Genomic DNA, 18128 nt, shown 5'->3' with positions numbered 1-18128 from the left:
TGCTGACGTTGCGGATCGCGCGAGCGGCTCGCTATACTTTTCGCTCGGGAGACAGTCCTATGGTCTTGATCTACGAAAACGATCCCCTTGATGACGAGCATGCCCGCGGGCGGTTCTATCATGTCTGCCGCGGCCGGATCGACCGCACGCCGCTGACGATCCCGCCCGTTGAACAGCCGCTCGAATGCCGGCAGTGCGGCATCGACCTGGAAGCAGAGGATTTCTTCGTCGCCATGCAGAAGGGGAGTGTATAGCCGGCTGGAGGCGTCACGCGTGTTCAGTCCGTCTCATCACGCATCACTCATCACCGATCAGGGGTTCTAAGATGCCGAGCAGCTCAGGACGGAAAACCGTGGGTGTCGCGCGGGGGCTGATGATGCTCTGCGATACCTGCTACGATCAAGTGATCGCCGAAAAACTGACCGACTCCAGGAATTTCGTCTCCAACCACGAAGCCCTCTTCGACACCATCTGCCCCGGCTGCACCGACATCAACCGCCCCCTGGTCGACGACATGCTGGGGAGCTCGGAGTAGCGGCGCCCGTCCTACTTGCACTCCTTCCCGTTGAAGTACATGCAGGTCGATTCGCCGGATTTGACCTTCCAGGTTTTGATCAACGGCATTTGACTGTCGCCCCGCATCTCCACCACGAAGTCCACCAATCCGGAGATCGGCAGCTTTTCGATGTGCGGTTTCGCGGCCTCCGGCGCTTCGATATAGAAGACGCCGCCGAGCTGGGAAATCAGGATCCGGTTGTGGTCCTTGTCGATGAAGATGACCGGGCTGTAGAAGCTCTTGTCCTCGGCGTGGGCGGCTGCCGGGAGGAAAAGAGCCAGGGCGCACACGACCAAGAAAAGAAGAGCGGATGAGCGCATAACGACTCCTCGGCCGGGTTAATAATGGGCGGTATTATTGCACTCCGCGGAAGAGAAGGAAACTGCAAAAACGCCGGTCAGACGATCCGGACGTCGGCCTTGGAGACGCGGCCGCCTTTGATCCAGTAGGTATTGACATCCGGCTTCTCGTGCATGAGAGAGACGAGCAGGTAGGCGGGGGCGGGGAGGTTGATCTTGGGCCAGATTTCTTCATAGTCGGTCGCGATCTTGATGTCCGTCACGGAGGGCCGGGCCGGATCGTGGGGGTGGGAATGGTAGACGACCTGGAGGTCGAGCCCTTTGTTCCGCATGTCTTTCTTGGCCGCCGAAAAGTCGTGCATGTCCATCACGAAGGCGATCTCGGCCCGCTCGGCGGGCGACAATCGCTCCAAATGGGCGACCTTGGCCGGATCGAAGGACGAGAGGTTCTGAGCCCCTTCCGTGGCGACGATGTTCTTGATCCGATAGAGGGTCGTGACGGTCCTATCGGTGCCGGCGAGGAGCCCGCAGCATTCGTGGGGCGCCAGCTCCCTGGCGTGGGCGACGATGTCGTCGAGAATGCGCTGAGGAATGACGAGGTCAGCCACGGTTAGGAAAGGAAGGCCGAGGTTGAGGCTAAGGTCGAGAGAGCTTTCGGGTGGCTCGCGCTCATGCGGCTAGATGGTGCAGGAGACCGTGTAGTCCAAGCTCAGGTCCTTGATTTTGGGATTCGGACCGCAGAGCGGGCAGGCGGGGTCCTTCGGGCGTCCGACCTTCCGGAATTTCATCTCCAGCGCGTCGTAGATGAGGAGCTTGTCGGCGACGGTTTCACCGATGCCGAGGATCTCCTTGATCGCTTCCGAGGCCTGGAGGATGCCCATGGTGCCGGCCAGCACGCCGAGCACGCCCGCTTCCTGGCAGTTCGGCACGAGCCCGGCGGGAGGCGGCTCCGGATACAAGCAGCGATAGCAGGGGTAGCCTTCGTGCGGCTTGATCGTCGTCAATTGTCCTTCGAAGCGGAACATGCTGGCCGAGATCAACGTTTTCTTGGCGAAGAAGCAGGCGTCGTTGACCAGAAAGCGGGTAGTGAAATTGTCCGACCCGTCGAGGACGACATCGTACTGGGACACCAAGCCCATGATGTTGTCCGCGTCCACGAGCTGATGGTAGGTGTTGATCGTAATATCGGGGTTGATGGCGGAGAGCGTGCGCTTGCCGGACTCGACTTTCGGGACGCCGACCGTGGCCGTGGAATGCATGATCTGGCGCTGGAGATTCGACAGGTCGACCACGTCGCCGTCGACCAGGCCGATCGTGCCGATGCCGGCCGCGGCCAGATACAGAGCGGCCGGTGAGCCGAGCCCTCCCGCGCCGATCAACAAGACTTTGGCTTTGGCCAGCTTCATCTGGCCTTTGCCGCCCACGTCCTGCAGGATGATATGCCGGCTGTAGCGCTCGATTTGCTGTTCGGTCAGTTCCATAAGATTCGTGATCAGTGACGAGTGATGCGTGATGAGTTGAAGTCAAAACTGAGCAAGGGTCCGTCCTCGCCCTCATCGCCGATTACAAGTTCACCGCTCCTCACTCCACCACGTTCAGTTCGATCGGGTCGACCAGCACGCCCTTCTTTCGGAGTCCTTCGACGGCCCGTTCGATCTCCGGGGTCTCGCCGCTCAATTCGACGTCCATCCAGCCCGTAGTTTCCCGCACGTCGGCGCGCCGGACGTTGGTCACGACCTTGTACTCGCGGCCGATCTCATAGATGACCGGTTCCTTGATCTTGTCTTCGGGGAAGCGAATATGAAAGCGTAAGCTCGACATGGTCAGCCTCCTGCAATGGCAGGGACAATGGAGACCTCGTCTCCGTCCTTGAGGGAAGTCTCCTTGCCCTTCAGGAAACGGATGTCTTCTTCATTGACGTAAATGTTCACGAAGCGGCGCAATTCGCCCGACTCGTCGCACAGACGATCTTTCAGCCCGGGATGCGCGTCGTTCAGCGTCTCGATCATTTCCACGATGCTGCCGGCTTTGGCTTCGACTTCGCCCTGGCCTTTGGTCAGCGGACGCAGGGGCGTCGGAATGCGGACTTTAATCATGCGTCACCACCACCGTTCTTTCCCATCTTGAAGGTTTTCTCGAAACTCACCAGGCTCGGCTGAATGCGCGTCGGCCGGCCGACCGCGTCGATGACCGCCTCCTGCGTCTTCAACCCGTTGCCGGTGATATAGGCGACCGTCACCTCGTGTTTCTTGATGACGCCCTGCTTCACCAGTTTCTTCAGCACGCCGATCGTGACGCCGCCGGCCGTTTCCGCGAAGATCCCTTCGGTCTGCGCCAGCAGCTTGATCCCTTCCACCACTTCGTCGTCCGTCACCATGTCCATGGCGCCCTTGGATTCGGCCGTGGCTTTCAACGCGTAGTAGCCGTCGGCGGGATTCCCGATCGCGAGGGACTTGGCGATGGTCTTGGGCTTCACCGGCTTGAAGAAGTCGCGCCCGGCCTTGAACGCGGTCGAGATCGGCGAGCAGCCCTCGGCCTGGGCGCCGTTGATCTTGGTCCGTACCTCGTCCACGAGCCCGAGCTTGTGCATCTCGTTCAGGCCTTTCCAGATCTTGGTCAGCAACGATCCGGAGGCCATCGGGATCACGACCTGGTCCGGTGTCCGCCAGCCTAATTGCTCCACGGTCTCATAGGCCAGCGTCTTCGACCCTTCGGCATAGTACGGGCGGATGTTGATGTTGACGAAGGCCCAGCCGTGCTCGCCGGCGATTTCGCTGCAGAGCCGGTTCACGTCGTCGTAGTTGCCTTCCACTTCCACGACGTTGGGCTTGTAAATCAAATTCCCGAGCACCTTGGCCGCTTCCAAATCTCCGGGAATGAAGACATAGCAGTGGAGGTTCGCGGCGGCGGCGTGGGCGGAGACGCTGTTCGCCAGGTTTCCGGTGGAAGCGCAGGCCACGGTTTCGAAGCCCAGTTCGCGTGCGCGGGTCAAGGCGACGGCCACGACGCGATCTTTGAACGAGAGGGTGGGGTGGTTCACCGTGTCGTTCTTGATGTACAACTCGTCCAGACCCAGATAGGCGCCGAGGTTCTTGGCCCGCACCAGCGGCGTGAAGCCCGCATGGGGGCCGACGAAGTTCGTCCCTTCGACCGGCAGGAGATCGACGTACCGCCACATGCTGTTCGGGCCGTCGGCGATCTTCTTGCGGGAGATGACCTGCTTGATCTCCTCGTAGTTGTACTTCACTTCGAGGGGGCCGAAGCACATCTCACAGACGTGAATGGCTTTCGTCGGATACTCTTTCCCGCACTCCCGGCACACCAGAGCTTTCATTTTACTCATAGCCACACCACGTCAGGTTAATGAAGGACGGACAGCACAGCCGGCATAGGGATCTCCGTCGTCGAACAGGTCCGTGATCGTCGGATGTTCGCCGCACAGCGCGCAGCTTGGATTGCGCTTCACTTTGATCTCACGGAACTGCGTTTTCTTCGCGTCGAAGTCCAAAAGGCGGTCGGTCAAGGGCCGGCCGATGCCGAGCACCAGCTTGAGGGCTTCGGTCGCCTGGATCGTCCCGATGATGCCCGCGAGCACGCCGATCACGCCCGCTTCCTGGCAGGAGGCGACGAGGCCGGGCGGGGGCGGCTGCTTGAACACGCAGCGATAGCAGGCCGACTTTTTCGGGATGATGGTCGTCACGCGGCCGTCGAACCGGAGAATGCCGCCGTGCACCAGGGGCTTGTCGGCGAAAAAGCAGGCGTCATTGATTAAAAATTTCGCCGTGAAGTTGTCCACGCCGTCGATGATGACATCGTAGTCCTGAAAAATCTTCAACGCGTTTCCGGCGGTGAGCCGCTCTTCGTACATCGAGACGGTGACGTCCGGGTTCAAGGCCTGGATCTTCTCCTTGCCGGACAGCACTTTCGGACGGCCCACGTCCGCCGTATGGTGGATGATCTGCCGCTGCAGATTGGTGAGATCGACCACGTCGCTGTCGATGAGGCCGATCGTGCCGACGCCCGCCGCCGCCAAATACAGCGCGGCCGGGGAGCCCAAGCCTCCCGCGCCGACGAGCAGAATCTTCGCCTTGGCGATCTTCTTCTGCCCCTTGCCGCCGACCTCGGGCAGCAAGATGTGCCGGCTGTATCTGTTTATCTGCTCTTCGGTGAATTCCATGGTGGATGTGATGAGTGATCAGTGATGTGTGATGAGTCGATTGCTCGCGGCCTTGCTGGTCACCCTTCACTCATCACTGTTCACTAGATATTAAAGTATTTTTCGATACTGATATACCGCTCGCCTGTGTCGCACAATACCGTGACGACATTTTTGCCGGCCCCGAGTTCTTCGGCGACCTTTTGCGCGGCGAAGACATTGGCGCCGGCCGAGATGCCGACCAACAGGCCTTCTTTCTTCGAGAGCTGCTTTGCCGTCTGATAAGCTTCGTCGTCCGTCACGGTCATGACGCGGTCCAGAATTTTCCGGTTCAAGACCTTCGGAATGAATCCCGCGCCGATGCCCTGGATCTTGTGCGGGCCCGGATCGCCGCCCGACAGCACCGGCGATGTGGCCGGCTCCACCGCGATCACCTTGATGGTGGGATTTCGTTCCTTGAACACCTCGCCGCAGCCCGTGATCGTACCGCCGGTGCCGACGGCCGCGACGAAGGCGTCGATCTTGCCCTCCAACGCGTCCCAAATTTCCGGCGCGGTCGTCATGCGGTGCATGGCCGGATTGGCCGGATTCGAAAACTGATCAGGCATGAAATACGACGGATTTTGCGCCAGGATGCTTTCCGCTTCTTTGATCGAGCCCTTCATGCCTTCCCAGGCGGGCGTCAAGACCAGTTGCGCGCCGTAGGAGGAGAGCAGGCTTGCCCGTTCCATGCTCATGCTCTCCGGCATGACGAGGATCAGCTTGTAGCCGCGCACCGCGGCGACGAGCGCGAGTCCGATGCCGGTGTTGCCGCTGGTCGGCTCCACGATCGTGCCGCCCGGCTTCAGTTTGCCCTGCCGCTCCGCCTCGTTGATCATGTTGAGGCAGATACGGTCCTTCACGCTGCCGCCGGGGTTGAAAAACTCGACCTTGCCATAGATCGTCGCGGCGCCCGGCTTTGAAAGGCGATTGAGTCTGACCAGGGGAGTCTTGCCGATGAGCTCGGTAATCTCTTTGTGGAGGATCGCGCTCACAGGCCCCCTCCCATGTAGAAGAGGAACTCGACCTGGTCCCCATCATTGAGATGGGTGGTGGCCAGATGATCGCGCTCCAGCATCTTATCGTTGACCTCGACGGCGACCATCTGCGGTTCGATCTTCTTGGTCTTGAGCAAATCCAGCACGGTCCCGCCCTGGATCTCCTCCGCCTTCCCGTTGATCTTGACCTGCATGGATTCTCCCAAGTTGGCCTAGAGATTAAGGAATTCTGCAAGGTAGCAAAGGCGTGCTTGCATTGTCAACGGCCGGTGTGGTTCTGAGAGGCAGGAGACCGGGCAAAGGATTCACTCCTCATCCGGCTCTTGCTTGACATTACAGAGGCCACGCCGCACTATGCCGTTCTTTTTGGAGTGTATGGCTATGTGGAAAAAGAATTTCCTTTTCCGTGCCACCGATGCGACGCCCCTCACGGAATCGGAAAATGAGCTGTTCCACGACACCGAACCTGCGATGGACAGCGCCGGCCTGACGTTGGATAAGTTCTTGTCCGTCTGGGTCCAGGGCGACGGCGAGGAGGACAAGCCCGTGACTTTTACCAATGTCTATGTCCGCACCGCGACGCTCGATGTGCGGAAACACGTCGGATTTCTCCAGCCCTTGCAGGGCCGATCCCACCAGATCAAACAGATGCTGACCCCCGGCCAGAAGCACTTCCTCCGCGACTGGCTCCAAACCCACGCCCCTCAGGCTTGGGAGACGTCCGAAGACCACTTCCGCGAACTCTTCGAAACGGAATGAACCAGTCCCGGTTTCCTTGCGCGTACAGATCCCTCGCTCTCGTGTTGCTCCTCGGAAGTCCGGTGTTGCTGCCGGTGACCGGAAACGAGCCCGTATTCGGACTGCCCCTGGAGGTGTGGTACGCCCCGGAGGACGAACCGCTCACCCGCGTGGTCGAGATTTACAGCCACGCGAAGCGTTATATTTTTGTCGCGGTCTATGGACTCACTGCTCCCATGGCGGTGAAGGCGCTGGTGGAAGCGAAGAAGCGCGGGGTCGATGTACGGGTGTTGACCGACCGCGAACGCGCGGCCGACGAGAAGCAGGAGACGGCACTGGCCGCCTTGCGGCTGGCCGGCATCCCGGTCAAGGTGAATCAGCACGACAACCTCATGCACCTCAAACAGGTGGTCGTCGACGATGAAATCAATATGCACGGCTCGATGAACCATACGACCAGCGGCAATCGCTACAATGACGAGCGTGTGGATATCATTCGCGACCGCGCCGTGTCAGTGAAAGCCCGTGACAAGTTTCTGTCGATGTGGAAGGACGAGACGCGGTACGGAGAGTGGAAAAGCGGGAAATGAAGAAGGCCGAGGGTCCGGTGGAGTTCGGGCAAGAACAGGCCGAGATTGATGGTTGAAGAGACCGACATCGCGATTGTCGGCGCCGGCGGAGGCGGAGCGGTCCTGGCCCTGGCGCTCGCGCAGAAAGGCATCCGGACGATCGTGCTGGAACAGGCCTCCGGGCCGCCCCACGGGCTGCGCGGGGAGATTCTCCAGCCGAACGGGCAACAAGTGCTGGACCGCCTCGGCCTGCTGAACAAGCTGCCTCCCGAATCGACCCGCATCGTCCGGACCTTCCACTTTTGCCGGGCCGGCGGCGAACGGCTCTGCACCGTCGATTACGGCGATCTGCCGCCGCCCTACAATCGGGCCGTCGTGACGTTGCCGAACGTGGCGCACCACGCGATCCTCGATGCCCTCCAGACCGAACCGTCCGTGTCGTTGCGGTATGGGACCAGCTTTACGGGATTGCTGCGAGACGGCGCGCAAGTCATTGGGCTGACCGCCACCCGGGGCCACGATACCGTGACGGTGAAGTCCAAAGTGGTGGTTGGAGCCGACGGAGCCTTCTCCAAAGTCCGAGAGGCCCTCGCGATCCCGGCCGATCTGCACCTCTATCCGCAGGGTTACCTGATCGCCATACTGGATGCGCCGGTACCGCTCGCCGAGGCCAAGTATTTTGTCGGCAAGAAAACCATACTCGGCATATTCCCGGCTGCGGGCAGCAAGGTTTATCTGTTTTATATGATCGATGCCGGATCGTATGACCGGGTGAAGGAATGTGGCCTTTCCGCCCTCCGGCAAGCGTGGACCGCCATCGATCCCGAGTCCCGCCCGCTGTTCGAGGCGCTGCACGATTGGAGTCAGACGGCTTTCATGCCGACGGGGCGGGTGCGCACGCCGACCTGGGTGACGGACGGCGCAGTGTTGATCGGCGACGCCGCCCACGCGATGAATCCGCATGCCTCGCAAGGGCGCATGCAGGCCATGGTGGATGCGATGATGCTCGCGGAGCTGTTGCCGGAATGTTTGGCCGACGGGGACTATTCGGCCGCGAAGCTGAAACGCTATGAATCGGCGCGGCGGCCTCAGGTGACGATGCTGCAACAGCTCGCCGACGAGCAGGTCCTGTTTTGGAATACCGGCAACCCGCTCCTGGCCTATCTCCGTGACCGCGTGTTCCGTACGTTGGACCGCAATGCCCGCTTGCGGTACCGCGTGCTCTCCACGACGGCCGGCCTGCGCGGCACCCCGCCGTTCACTCTGCTGGACCGCATGATGGCCGCGGGGTTTCTCCCGGACCCGGCGGCCCAGGACGTGGCTGCCGGAGGGGTGGGATAGGAGATGCCGACCGTGGAGTGGACCATCGACGGGCTTCCGGACGAGACACAGCAGCTCTTACGGGCCTACGTCAAAGACGTGGTGAAGGTCTACGGCGACCGGTTGGAAGGCGTGCTGCTCTATGGGAGCGCCATCCGCGGAGAGTTTTTGGCGGGGCGGTCCAATCTCAACATTCTGGTGTTCCTCTCGTCCTACGACGTGGCGCTGCTCAAGCAATACGCGCCCATTCATAAACGGTGGAGCAAGGAACAGATCGTCGTGCCGCTCTTTCTCACGAAGGACGATTTGCAGTCGGCGGCGCGGGTCTTCCCGCTGGAATACCTCGACATTCATGAAGGCCACCGTGTGCTGTGGGGGCAGGACCCTTTTGTGGGGTTCAAAGTCGACACCCGGCACCTCGGCTGCGAAGTGCTTCAGGGCCTGCGTGGCATTGTCCTGCGGATGCGCCAGCGGTTCGTGGAGGGCGGCGGCACGGAAGAAGCCACGACGATTCTTTTACCGTTGTCCGTCACCGCGTTGCTGCCGGTGCTCAGAGGCGTGCAGCGGCTCCTGGGCCGGCCGGTCCTCTCCCACGGGGACGCACTGCTGAAAGATATCGAAAGCGCCTGCGACTTTGATCTGTCCGGGCTGCGCGACGCCTTGTTGCTGAAGCGCGGACAGATTTCTCCTGGACACAAGGAGGTTCCCCGGCTGATGGATCGCTATTTGGAAAACCTGGGCCGTCTCGTCGTGTGGGTGGAAACCCGGGTCGGGCGGGACGCATGAACAGGAGGCGGTTCGCCGAATGGCTTATATGGCCTATGATGGGATTGCTGCCGGCGCTGGTTGTCGCAGGGGCGGGCGTCGGACAGGCCTCGCTCTACGAGCGTCCGACAGACCGGCCGCAACTTCCCGGTCCGATGGGCTATGTGAGCGATCATGCCGGGGTATTGGATGAGGACTGGAAGGCCCGCATTCGGTCCGTGTGCCAGGACTTGGAGCGCAAGACCGGCGTCGAGATGGTCGTGGTCACGGTGCCGACGATCAAGCCCTTCAGATCGGCCAATGAGTTTGCGACGGCGCTCTACGAGAAATGGGGCATCGGGTCCGCCCAACAGGAACACGGCGTCATGGTACTCGTCGCGGTGCAGGAGCGGCAGGCGGCCATGACGTTGGGGCGCCAGATGTTGCCGGTCATCACGCCGGCCATCATGAGCGAGGTCGGCGGCGCCTACCTCCATCCCGCCATTGCGTTGGGCCATTACGGCGAGGGCCTGTACCGCACCGCGGTCGCGTTGGCCGCGCCCGCGCAGGAAATCCGCGTCGGCTCACTCGCGAAGCATCACTTCAAAGGCGTGGGTTTCTGGATCACGCTCTTCACCAGCATCGGGGCGCTGTCCTTCTTCTGGTGGATCAGCCGGCCCGATCTGCGCCATCCCTATCGCCGCATTCAGAAAGGCGAGTATTGGGGCACGGGCCAAGGCGGGTTCGGCGGCAACCTGGGCGGCTTCGGCGGCGGCACCAGCGGGGAGGGGTGGCGCTGAGACTACACCTGCCAAGGGTCGTTCAGCCCTTACACTAGGGCAATTCCGAGGTTCCAACCCCCGAGCATTTCTATACAGTCCCCGAAATTTTTGAAGGGGACCCAGTGCTCTTCCCAGCGTACCGCTTTTTCCATCGGCTTCCGCCCTTCATCGAACGGCGGCCGGTGTTCATTCCGCTCAACAAAGCGGGCCCGGCCCCGCTCTTCTGATTCATCACTCATTAACTCCATTTTGAGCAGCACCCTGGACAAGGAGGTCTTATGCTGCGTCCGATAGATGTCGCTGTGAAGCTGTGCCTCATGACGGTTCTGTGGAGCCTCCACCCGTTTACGCCCTGGATCACGGATGCGCAGGCGCAAACCGTCGAAGTCACGCAACCTGAGAGGCCATCTCGGCCTGAGGACGTGTTCGTCCGCTTATTTCCCGGACTGCCCCCGTTCGCTCCGCCGACCGACGACGTTCGCGAGCAGGTCAAAAAGTTCGGGCAAAAGGGCGGAGCCATCGACGCGAAGGATTTGTTGACGGATCCCATCCAATCGATCCTGAATCCGTCCCAGCACAGTCCGCAGAATCCCGACAATCCGAACATGACGGCCGGCATGACATTCCTGGGTCAGTTCATCGATCACGATCTGACGTTCGATTTGAAATCGGCCCTGCTCCAAAAAACGGAGCCTCGGCAGACGACCAATTTCCGCACGGCCGCGTTTGACCTCGACAGCGTCTATGGCAACGGACCGCAGGAGTCCCCGCGCCTCTACGAGGCGAGTTCGGGTGTCATCAAGATGCGCGTGGACCCGATTCCCGGCTCCGAAGCGGTGTCGCGCAAGGGCGCGCCGCGGTTCGATCTGCCTCGCGACGCTAGTTTGCAAGCCATCATCGGGGACAGCCGCAACGACGAAAACGTCGTCATCAGCCAGCTGCACGTCGCCATGTTACGCTTCCACAACGCGGTGACTGACCATCTGTCGGCCCAGCCGTCCTTCGCCGGCCAGAATCCAACGCAAGTCTTCGAGGCAGCGCAACGGCTGGTGCGCTGGCACTACCAGTGGATCGTGCTGCACGAGTTCCTTCCCGCGACGATCGGGCGGGAGCGGGTGGACGACATCCTGCGGCGGGGAGAGCAATTTTACAATCTCCACGCCCCGCCGACCGCGCAGACGCTCCGGAACAGCCGCGGCAACCCGATGATCCCGATCGAGTTCTCGGCGGCGGCCTATCGATTCGGACATTCGCAAGTGCGGCCCAGTTATCGGATCAACTTCGGGACGGACGGCGCGCAGCCGGTCTTTCTCTTCACGTTTGACGACACGGCGGATCCGAACGATCCCGACCCCAACGACCTGCGAGGCGGCAAACGGGCATCGCGGCGCTTCGTCGATTGGCAGACGTTCTTCGACTTCGGCGATGGCAACGTGCGGTCGAACAAGAAAATCGACGGTAAGTTGTCCAGTGTGCTGATGGAGTTGCCGGGATCGCGAGGTATCGCGCCGGGCTTGCCGCCGGACGGCGTCCAGTCGCTGGCATCGCGCAATCTGATGCGCCACGTGAATTTCGGCCTGCCGTCCGGGCAGGCGATCGCGCGCGTCATGGGGGAGCCAGTCCTGAGTGCGGAACAGCTAGCGGACGCTCAGCCCTTCGGCCTGGAGCGCAGCACGCCGCTGTGGTTCTACATTCTGAAAGAAGCGGAACTGCTGGAAGGGGGGACCCGTCTGGGCCCGGTCGGCGGGCGGATCGTGGGCGAAGTCTTCATCGGTTTGCTGAAGGCCGATCAGAGCTCCTTTCTCGCTGCGGAGCCGAATTGGCGGCCCACGCTGCCGTCGGCGACGCCGGGGGACTTCCGCATGACCGATCTTCTAAAGTTTGCCGGGGTGGTGCCGCCGTTGGATTAGCCGGACAATCATGCCACCGGTTCTCTTCGGGGAACCGGTCGGCCTTCTTCCAAATCTTGCAGATCCGACCATGCGGTAATATCGGAGCGGGACGGATCAATGGCGTCGCGATACTTTTTGAATCGCTCGGCGCTTTCGGGAGAGCTCGGCCCGCGGCGCAGCAGGGCACGGTTCCATTGCTCCAGCTCGGCAGGGGAGTGAGGCTTCGCCGCTTGGCGGAACCAGGCGACGACGCCTTCGTCGGTGGGATTAGCCTTCACGGCGGCCGTGAACTGCTCGCTGGTTATTCCGGCAAAGTCCAACAACCGCTCGTCCATGGGACAGGGATAGATGTATTCGCCTTCGGTGCCGGCGAGCACGGCGCGGCACTTGTCGATCATGCGCGCCAGATGGACGTAGCCCGAGAGCTTCTCTTTCATGCTTCTGGGAAATGCGGTGCGGAGATCCATGGGATATCCCCCTCACCCTGCCCCTCTCCCCCGACGGGAGAGGGTGGGAAAGGAAGAGGAAGAATCAGAGCAGCTTGTGGTTCTTAAACGTCAGGTTTTTCACGACCACATCGCCGTTTTCGAACGCGATGATGCGGCGCGTGGCGGGCAGGTCGGAGGCGCCGACGCGCACGTGCGTGTCCGTGAAACTTTCGACGTTGTTCAATTTCCCGTCCGTGGGCGAATAGTAATAAACCGTGTAGCGCGTGGTGAGATTTTTCCCGTCCTGCGTCACGGCGCTGTCTTCGACGTTGATCGTGAAGGCGAACGGCGCCCTGCCGGGATGGGCCATCCTGCGGTTGATCTGCGTTATGCGGTTGTCCTTGATGCGGTAGAACGAATTGGAGCCGTGAATGATCAGTTTGGTGCCGAAGGGGTGCCCGTCCTCCTCCATCGTGAGCACGTATTGGCCGTCCGACTGCTCGAAGCTTCGGGGACCGCGATGGACGGCGATCATGCCCAGTTGTTCCTGGGCCCATTTCTGGACGTCCGCGTCGCCGAGCTGCACCGTAACTTCCCGCGGCCCTTTCACCATCACGGGTCCGCTTGTTTCCTTGCCGTTGATGTTCACGGTCAAATCGGCCGTAAAGCCTTTGAAATCTTTTTGCCACCGGGCCGTCTGCTCGAAGGCCTTGCGCAGGAGTTCGCGGGCTTTCGGATCATCGGCAACGGTGGGCTGTTCCTGTTTATGATGTTCCACGGTGCATCTCCTCTTCAGAGTTGGAGTGATTGTGCGGGGATTATACCCGGCACTCGAAAGCCCGCTCAATGGTGAATTCCCCGGCGGCGGCACCCTACGCCCTGGAGGCGCAACGGAGGATTTGAGGTGGCCGTCCTGTCCCGGCAACATCAGTGTTCCAAAATTCCCCTTGATTCTGATATACTTCGCCGATTTTTTTGGCGCCGCGGGCAGGCGGCCGACGCCGCTGCGCTCAGCATTGAGCCGGTTCAGAAAGGACGGGCATGGAACGACGAGCTGCTTCCCACACTGAAGAAGAGGAAATGAACCAACGCCGCCGGCTGCTCAATGCGGCGCGGAAAGGCGACGCCAAGGCGATCAGCAAACTTTTTGAGCTGTACCAGGTTCGTGTGCTCAGCGGCGATCAACTGGCCAAGGTCAACAAGTCCTCAACCTACATAGTCCCGGTCAAGCCGGGCAAGGGCGGCAAGTCCTCTTCCAAAGGTGCGGGCAAAACGGCGAAAGAACCCGCTCGCGCCGCCAAGCCGGCGAAATCCGCCGGCGCCAAATCTTCCAAGCCCAAAGCCAGGCACAAGTAACGCGCCGGCCGATGGCACGCGGCTATTGCACGGACACCCGCAGTCCGCCGCCGGCCAGTTTCGCCGCGATCTCCTCCGCCTGTTCCGACGCGCCGGCAAACACCATGGCTTCGCCCTCGTGATCGATGCGATAGGCCAGCTCGAAGGCTTTCGACGACGTCATGCCGGGGATGAAGCGGCAGAACAAGTCGATGACCTGTTGATAGGTGTGGCAGTCGCAGTTGTAGACGATCACGCGCGCTTCGAATCCGTCGCCGGATCCGGTCTGGACGTCTTCCGTGATGTCGGGAATCGTTTGGGGAGTGGCCGGTGTGGGCATAGTCATGAAGAGCGCGGCAGGGAGCGGCTACCCGCGTCTCTCGGGCTTCTCATTCTCCGCATGCAAAGCATCGTGCTCCGTGTTTCCCAGGCAAGTCGTACTGTATACACCAGCGCGCCCGATGTTTTCAGCAGGGCAAACCCATAGTCGAACGGATTGGGAAGCGGCGCCGCGGGCGACGGAGTTTCATCGACAAAGCCGGTCCGCCGTGCTACCGTCCGGGTGTGCGACACGTGTTTGCATCCCGGCTGGACCTCCTGCTGATTTTCATCCCCGTCGCGGTGGCCCTCGATGTGCTGAAGGCCGACGCGCTCCTGGTGTTTGGGGCGAGCGCGCTGGCGATCATTCCGCTCGCCGGCCTCCTGGGACGCGCCACGGAACATCTCACGTGCCACGTCGGTGCCGGCATCGGCAGCCTGTTAAATGCGTCGCTGGGCAACGCGGCCGAATTGATCATCGCCCTCGTGGCGCTGCGCGAAGGGCTGCACGACGTCGTGAAAGCGTCGCTTACCGGATCGATCATCGGCAACGTGCTGCTCGTCCTCGGCGCGTCCATGATCGCGGGCGGCATGAAGTACGAGCGGCAACGGTTCAACCAGACGGCCGCCGGCCTGGGCTCGAGCCTGCTCGTGCTGGCCGCCGTCGGCCTCATTATTCCCGCGCTGTTTCATTTCACCGCCGCCGACCGCGGCGTGAGGATCGAGCACGAGCTCAGCCTGCTCATCTCCGTTGTCCTGTTCGTCATCTACTGCCTCAGCCTCGCCTTTTCGCTCAAGACCCACCGGCATGTCTTTGCCGGCGGGTCGCACGATGCCGGCGATCTGGGTGGACGGCCGTGGAGCTATCGGCTCTCGCTGGGCGTGCTCACGGCCGTCGCGATTCTGATCGGCGTGATGAGCGAGGTGCTGGTCGGGGCCATCGAGCCGGCGGCGCATCAGTTGGGGCTGACCCAGGTGTTTGTCGGCGTCATTCTCGTGGCCCTGGTCGGCAACGCGGCCGAACATTCCTCCGCGGTGCTGATGGCGATGAAGAACAAGATGGACCTGGCGCTCGGCATCGCGGTGGGGTCCAGCATGCAGATCGCGCTCTTCGTCGCGCCGGTGCTCGTGTTCGCCAGCTACGCGATCGGCGGCCATCCACTGGATCTGATCTTTACGCCGTTCGAAGTGGCGGCGGTGACGATGTCGGTGCTGATTCTCGGCTTCGTTTCGATGGACGGGGAGTCGCACTGGATGGAAGGCGTCATGTTGCTCGGCGTCTACGCGATGCTGGCGGTGGCGTTCTATTTTTTACCCGCATAGCGGAACGACCGTCCAGCTCTCCCCTTGGACAAGCTCAGGATGAACGCCGTTCAGATCTTGTCCATGTCGATCACTTCGGTCGCGTCCCAGAGATTCTTCCATTCGGCGTCGGCCATATCTTTTTCACGATCGGCCGCGGTTTCTTCGCCGAATTCATGGGATTGCCGCGACGGCTCTTCGCTCGGGGAAGCCAGTGGCGGCGCCTGGTGTTTTCTGCGCTTTTTGGATGGATCCATGTTGACTGGCATGGTTCGCCTCGCTGCTCGCCGGATAGTCTCCTCCCGTTGCGATCGACTTGTCAATGTCCGGGCAGCCGTGAATTGACCGGGTCGGGGCGGACTGCTACAGTTCGAGCCATGCTCGACGCCAAAGTTTGGTGGCCGCTGTTTCCCTTGCTGCTCCTCCTTGTCATCGTCTGTCTCACATGGGCCATGGTGTTTGTGATCCGCAAGGGAGAAGAGGGGAAAGGCCGCTGGCTCCAGGTCGGCGCATTCGCCTGCTACTTCCTGGCGGCGGCCTCGGCCATCGCGAGTGAGCGGGGCGTCGTCTCCGCGCATCTGCACCGGCCGTTTTCGCTGCTCACGCAAGTGTGTCTGGTGCTGGCGCTGGTCCACTTCTGGAAGCGCGGCAATCACTCGTTGGTGCGCCTCAACGCGCTCGCCTGGGGCGGCATTCTCGCGGACGCGGCATTGCACGTCTTAGTTGTTCGTCACTGAGCCGGATGCTGAAACAGGCTCCCAACTTCGTTCTCGGCTCGAAACAATCCTCAACGGGGACCCAGCCGCCTCACTAACTCGGCGGCGCGCACAAACCGCGGCGCTCCTTATTCGTCGCACCCTGCGCCCCAGAGGGTACGTCTCCGGTTGTTCCGCACCTGCGGTCTCGTTGGATAGCTGTTTGAGCATCCGTAGGTTGCGATCAGTTACTAGCATCAAAACAGGTCTCCCGCCACCGTATCTGCGTAACGCTGTCCCAACCGCGTCAGCTTCAGCCGGCCTGCCTCCGACTCCATGAGCCCGCTGGCGACGAGGCCGGCCAGCGCAGCTTGTGACTGCGGGGTTGCGAGCGCTGTATCAACCCGTTCCTGCGGGACTCCCTCGATCAGACGGAGGCCGAACACCAGCGCGTCGCGTTGCTGCTGCGCAGGGGACAGTTCCGTTCGCTCGGCTACGGGCAGTCGGCCGTTCCGCAGGCACTCGACGTACGCGGTGAGATCCGCGATGTCGCCGAACCGCACGCCGTTCACATACGATTGGGCGCTCGGGCCGAGTCCCAGGTAATCCTGGCCCGTCCAATACAAGAGATTGTGCCGACATTCCCATCCGGGTTTGGCATAGTTGGAAATTTCATAGCGGCGGAATCCGGCCGCCGTCAACATCTCTTCCGCGGCGGCCTCCATTTCCACCTGCTGCGACTCGTCCGGCGCGGCCACGAGATCCCGGCCAATGTCGTGAGCGAGCCTGGTTCCCTCTTCGATCGTCAGCGCGTAACAGGACAGGTGCGCCGGGTCGAGCGAGCGCGCCGCGTCCAACGTCTTCGCCCATGAGTCCACCGTTTGGCCCGGCAATCCATACATGAGATCCAGATTGATATTGGCGATCCCGGCCGCCTTGGCGTCCGCCACAGCGGCCTCGGTTTCCCGTACGGTGCCCGGTCGGCCGATCTTCCCGAACTCGTCCTGCTGCATCGATTCGGCGCCGAAGCTGACGCGCGTGACGCTGGCATCCGCCAACATATGCAGATCATCCCGCGTCACCGTGGCGGGATGCGCTTCAACCGTAATTTCAGCCGATGGACCGACTGGCCAAGCGGCGCGAACGAGATCGAGCAGCGCGATCAACTTCAGGGCGGGCATGGCGGTCGGGGTCCCGCCGCCGAAATAGATGCTGATGAGGTTTCGGCCCGCAAGCGGATCGGCCTCTCTGTAGAGGTGGATCTCCCGTGCCAGCGCCCGGCAAAAGGCATCGATGCGCTCGGGCCGGGCGACCTCCAGATAAAAAGCGCAGAAGTGGCAGCGTTGCCGGCAGAACGGCACGTGGACATAGAGGCCGATGTCTCTGGGCGCCGTCATGGGAGTGAAAACGGCCGGAGCTGAGAAAAGTCCCGCGCCAGCACAACCTCGATTTCATCCGCCGGAGAGGCCCCGCGATTGCGCACATGCGACGTCCAGCCCGGCTGCCGGCGCAGCGTTTCGAACACCTGCTTCAACAACTCCGGCTTGATCAGCGCCTCCCATTCGCGCACCCAGGCCTGCTGGTCGTCCTCGCCTTCGTAGTCGTCCGGAAAGGACGCTTCGAGGGAAAATTTGAGCGTGAACGTCTTTTCTTCCTGGTACATGAGGCTCCTGTCGTTGCGCTCCCGATAGGGCGACTTTATAATACCGCTCACACAAGGAGAGCGGTCATGCCTATCTTCGAATATGTCTGTCGTGAATGCAATCACCGCTTCGAGCTGCTGGTGCAGGGATCGACCGAAGCGGCCTGTCCGAAGTGCCGCACCACCAAATTGGACAAGCAATTTTCCGCCTTCGGCGTCGGCGCGACGGGCGGCTGGGCGCCGTCCGGGGGCGGTCCTTGCGGCAGCTGCGGCGATCCTCGGGGTCCCGGCGCCTGCTCGATGAACTGAACGCCG

The 18128-nt window shown here is 61.6% G+C and carries 27 protein-coding genes; 12 read left to right on the top strand and 15 right to left on the bottom strand.

Going from position 1 to position 18128, the window contains the following annotated elements; translation table 11 throughout:
* Nucleotides 1-59: 59 nt before the first annotated feature.
* A complete protein-coding gene (locus NITMOv2_RS11100; protein WP_053379925.1) occupies nucleotides 60-254 on the top strand; it encodes a hypothetical protein in 195 nt (64 codons plus the stop codon).
* A gap of 71 nt (nucleotides 255-325) precedes the next feature.
* Nucleotides 326-535, top strand: a complete 210-nt coding sequence (locus NITMOv2_RS11095; protein ID WP_145976281.1) for a hypothetical protein — start codon at nucleotides 326-328, stop codon at nucleotides 533-535.
* Between the two features lie 11 nt (nucleotides 536-546).
* On the opposite strand, the gene NITMOv2_RS11090 is transcribed toward NITMOv2_RS11095, so the two are convergent.
* The 9 genes from NITMOv2_RS11090 to thiS form a co-directional block, all read right to left on the bottom strand.
* The gene (locus NITMOv2_RS11090; RefSeq protein WP_053379923.1) at nucleotides 547-876 is read right to left on the bottom strand and encodes a hypothetical protein; all 330 of its coding nucleotides are present in this window, start codon (nucleotides 874-876) and stop codon (nucleotides 547-549) included.
* Between the two features lie 77 nt (nucleotides 877-953).
* On the bottom strand, nucleotides 954-1463 hold the full coding sequence (locus NITMOv2_RS11085; RefSeq protein ID WP_053379922.1) for a M67 family metallopeptidase: 510 nt from the start codon (nucleotides 1461-1463) through the stop codon (nucleotides 954-956).
* A 69-nt stretch (nucleotides 1464-1532) separates the two neighbouring features.
* Nucleotides 1533-2336, bottom strand: coding sequence for a molybdopterin-synthase adenylyltransferase MoeB (moeB, locus tag NITMOv2_RS11080; RefSeq protein ID WP_053379921.1), 804 nt, complete (start codon nucleotides 2334-2336; stop codon nucleotides 1533-1535).
* A 100-nt stretch (nucleotides 2337-2436) separates the two neighbouring features.
* Nucleotides 2437-2676, bottom strand: a complete 240-nt coding sequence (locus tag NITMOv2_RS11075) for an NIL domain-containing protein (protein WP_053379920.1) — start codon at nucleotides 2674-2676, stop codon at nucleotides 2437-2439.
* A gap of 2 nt (nucleotides 2677-2678) precedes the next feature.
* Nucleotides 2679-2951, bottom strand: a complete 273-nt coding sequence (locus tag NITMOv2_RS11070; RefSeq protein WP_053379919.1) for a MoaD/ThiS family protein — start codon at nucleotides 2949-2951, stop codon at nucleotides 2679-2681.
* Nucleotides 2948-4198 (bottom strand): threonine synthase, encoded by a 1251-nt coding sequence (gene thrC, locus NITMOv2_RS11065; RefSeq protein WP_053379918.1) that lies wholly within the window; start codon nucleotides 4196-4198, stop codon nucleotides 2948-2950. Before thrC ends, NITMOv2_RS11070 begins: the two co-directional genes overlap by 4 nt.
* Before the next feature lie 12 nt (nucleotides 4199-4210).
* Nucleotides 4211-5032, bottom strand: a complete 822-nt coding sequence (locus NITMOv2_RS11060; protein WP_053379917.1) for a HesA/MoeB/ThiF family protein — start codon at nucleotides 5030-5032, stop codon at nucleotides 4211-4213.
* Nucleotides 5033-5115: 83 nt separating this feature from the next.
* Entirely contained in the window at nucleotides 5116-6045 is a 930-nt protein-coding gene (gene cysK / locus NITMOv2_RS11055; RefSeq protein WP_053379916.1) for a cysteine synthase A, read from the bottom strand.
* Entirely contained in the window at nucleotides 6042-6242 is a 201-nt protein-coding gene (gene thiS, locus NITMOv2_RS11050; protein ID WP_053379915.1) for a sulfur carrier protein ThiS, read from the bottom strand. The genes cysK and thiS overlap by 4 nt, the downstream gene beginning before the upstream one ends.
* 181 nt (nucleotides 6243-6423) lie before the next feature.
* Between thiS and NITMOv2_RS11045 the strand changes: the two genes are divergently transcribed.
* From NITMOv2_RS11045 to NITMOv2_RS11020, 6 genes are all read left to right on the top strand, one after another.
* Complete coding sequence (locus NITMOv2_RS11045; protein WP_238590514.1) at nucleotides 6424-6807, top strand: hypothetical protein; 384 nt, start codon at nucleotides 6424-6426, stop codon at nucleotides 6805-6807.
* A gap of 41 nt (nucleotides 6808-6848) precedes the next feature.
* The gene (locus NITMOv2_RS11040) at nucleotides 6849-7376 is read left to right on the top strand and encodes a phospholipase D-like domain-containing protein (protein WP_238590513.1); all 528 of its coding nucleotides are present in this window, start codon (nucleotides 6849-6851) and stop codon (nucleotides 7374-7376) included.
* A gap of 48 nt (nucleotides 7377-7424) precedes the next feature.
* Entirely contained in the window at nucleotides 7425-8696 is a 1272-nt protein-coding gene (locus NITMOv2_RS11035) for an FAD-dependent oxidoreductase (protein WP_053379912.1), read from the top strand.
* A 3-nt stretch (nucleotides 8697-8699) separates the two neighbouring features.
* On the top strand, nucleotides 8700-9461 hold the full coding sequence (locus NITMOv2_RS11030; RefSeq protein ID WP_053379911.1) for a hypothetical protein: 762 nt from the start codon (nucleotides 8700-8702) through the stop codon (nucleotides 9459-9461).
* Nucleotides 9462-9496: 35 nt separating this feature from the next.
* Nucleotides 9497-10219 (top strand): TPM domain-containing protein, encoded by a 723-nt coding sequence (locus tag NITMOv2_RS11025; RefSeq protein WP_053379910.1) that lies wholly within the window; start codon nucleotides 9497-9499, stop codon nucleotides 10217-10219.
* A 260-nt stretch (nucleotides 10220-10479) separates the two neighbouring features.
* The gene (locus NITMOv2_RS11020; RefSeq protein WP_145976280.1) at nucleotides 10480-12111 is read left to right on the top strand and encodes a peroxidase family protein; all 1632 of its coding nucleotides are present in this window, start codon (nucleotides 10480-10482) and stop codon (nucleotides 12109-12111) included.
* An 8-nt stretch (nucleotides 12112-12119) separates the two neighbouring features.
* Here NITMOv2_RS11020 and NITMOv2_RS11015 read toward each other — a convergent pair whose 3' ends face one another.
* Both NITMOv2_RS11015 and NITMOv2_RS11010 read right to left on the bottom strand, forming a co-directional pair.
* A complete protein-coding gene (locus NITMOv2_RS11015) occupies nucleotides 12120-12560 on the bottom strand; it encodes a DUF5069 domain-containing protein (RefSeq protein WP_053379909.1) in 441 nt (146 codons plus the stop codon).
* Between the two features lie 64 nt (nucleotides 12561-12624).
* The gene (locus NITMOv2_RS11010; protein WP_053379908.1) at nucleotides 12625-13299 is read right to left on the bottom strand and encodes a DUF3386 family protein; all 675 of its coding nucleotides are present in this window, start codon (nucleotides 13297-13299) and stop codon (nucleotides 12625-12627) included.
* 263 nt (nucleotides 13300-13562) lie between these two features.
* Between NITMOv2_RS11010 and NITMOv2_RS11005 the strand changes: the two genes are divergently transcribed.
* On the top strand, nucleotides 13563-13877 hold the full coding sequence (locus NITMOv2_RS11005) for a hypothetical protein (RefSeq protein WP_145976279.1): 315 nt from the start codon (nucleotides 13563-13565) through the stop codon (nucleotides 13875-13877).
* Nucleotides 13878-13899: 22 nt separating this feature from the next.
* On the opposite strand, the gene NITMOv2_RS11000 is transcribed toward NITMOv2_RS11005, so the two are convergent.
* Nucleotides 13900-14202, bottom strand: coding sequence for an ATP-dependent Clp protease adaptor ClpS (locus NITMOv2_RS11000; RefSeq protein ID WP_238590512.1), 303 nt, complete (start codon nucleotides 14200-14202; stop codon nucleotides 13900-13902).
* 227 nt (nucleotides 14203-14429) lie between these two features.
* On the opposite strand from NITMOv2_RS11000, the gene cax reads away from it, so the two are divergent.
* Nucleotides 14430-15497, top strand: a complete 1068-nt coding sequence (cax, locus tag NITMOv2_RS10995) for a calcium/proton exchanger (RefSeq protein ID WP_202967354.1) — start codon at nucleotides 14430-14432, stop codon at nucleotides 15495-15497.
* A gap of 50 nt (nucleotides 15498-15547) precedes the next feature.
* Here the strand turns inward: cax and NITMOv2_RS10990 are convergent, their stop codons facing one another.
* Nucleotides 15548-15745: a hypothetical protein gene (locus NITMOv2_RS10990; RefSeq protein WP_053379904.1), complete on the bottom strand. Its 198-nt coding sequence runs from the start codon at nucleotides 15743-15745 to the stop codon at nucleotides 15548-15550.
* A gap of 108 nt (nucleotides 15746-15853) precedes the next feature.
* Between NITMOv2_RS10990 and NITMOv2_RS10985 the strand changes: the two genes are divergently transcribed.
* Nucleotides 15854-16213: a hypothetical protein gene (locus tag NITMOv2_RS10985; RefSeq protein WP_053379903.1), complete on the top strand. Its 360-nt coding sequence runs from the start codon at nucleotides 15854-15856 to the stop codon at nucleotides 16211-16213.
* A 215-nt stretch (nucleotides 16214-16428) separates the two neighbouring features.
* Here NITMOv2_RS10985 and hemW read toward each other — a convergent pair whose 3' ends face one another.
* Nucleotides 16429-17568, bottom strand: a complete 1140-nt coding sequence (gene hemW, locus NITMOv2_RS10980) for a radical SAM family heme chaperone HemW (RefSeq protein WP_053379902.1) — start codon at nucleotides 17566-17568, stop codon at nucleotides 16429-16431.
* Complete coding sequence (locus NITMOv2_RS10975; protein WP_053379901.1) at nucleotides 17565-17834, bottom strand: hypothetical protein; 270 nt, start codon at nucleotides 17832-17834, stop codon at nucleotides 17565-17567. The genes hemW and NITMOv2_RS10975 overlap by 4 nt, the downstream gene beginning before the upstream one ends.
* 66 nt (nucleotides 17835-17900) lie before the next feature.
* Here NITMOv2_RS10975 and NITMOv2_RS10970 point away from each other — a divergent pair, with 66 nt between their 5' ends.
* The gene (locus NITMOv2_RS10970) at nucleotides 17901-18122 is read left to right on the top strand and encodes an FmdB family zinc ribbon protein (RefSeq protein WP_053379900.1); all 222 of its coding nucleotides are present in this window, start codon (nucleotides 17901-17903) and stop codon (nucleotides 18120-18122) included.
* Nucleotides 18123-18128: the final 6 nt, after the last annotated feature.

This window comes from Nitrospira moscoviensis, assembly GCF_001273775.1.
GTDB classification, from domain to species: Bacteria; Nitrospirota; Nitrospiria; order Nitrospirales; family Nitrospiraceae; genus Nitrospira_D; species Nitrospira_D moscoviensis.
The sequence above is the reverse complement of the archived record's forward strand: the minus strand, read 5'-3'. Positions and strand labels throughout refer to the sequence as shown.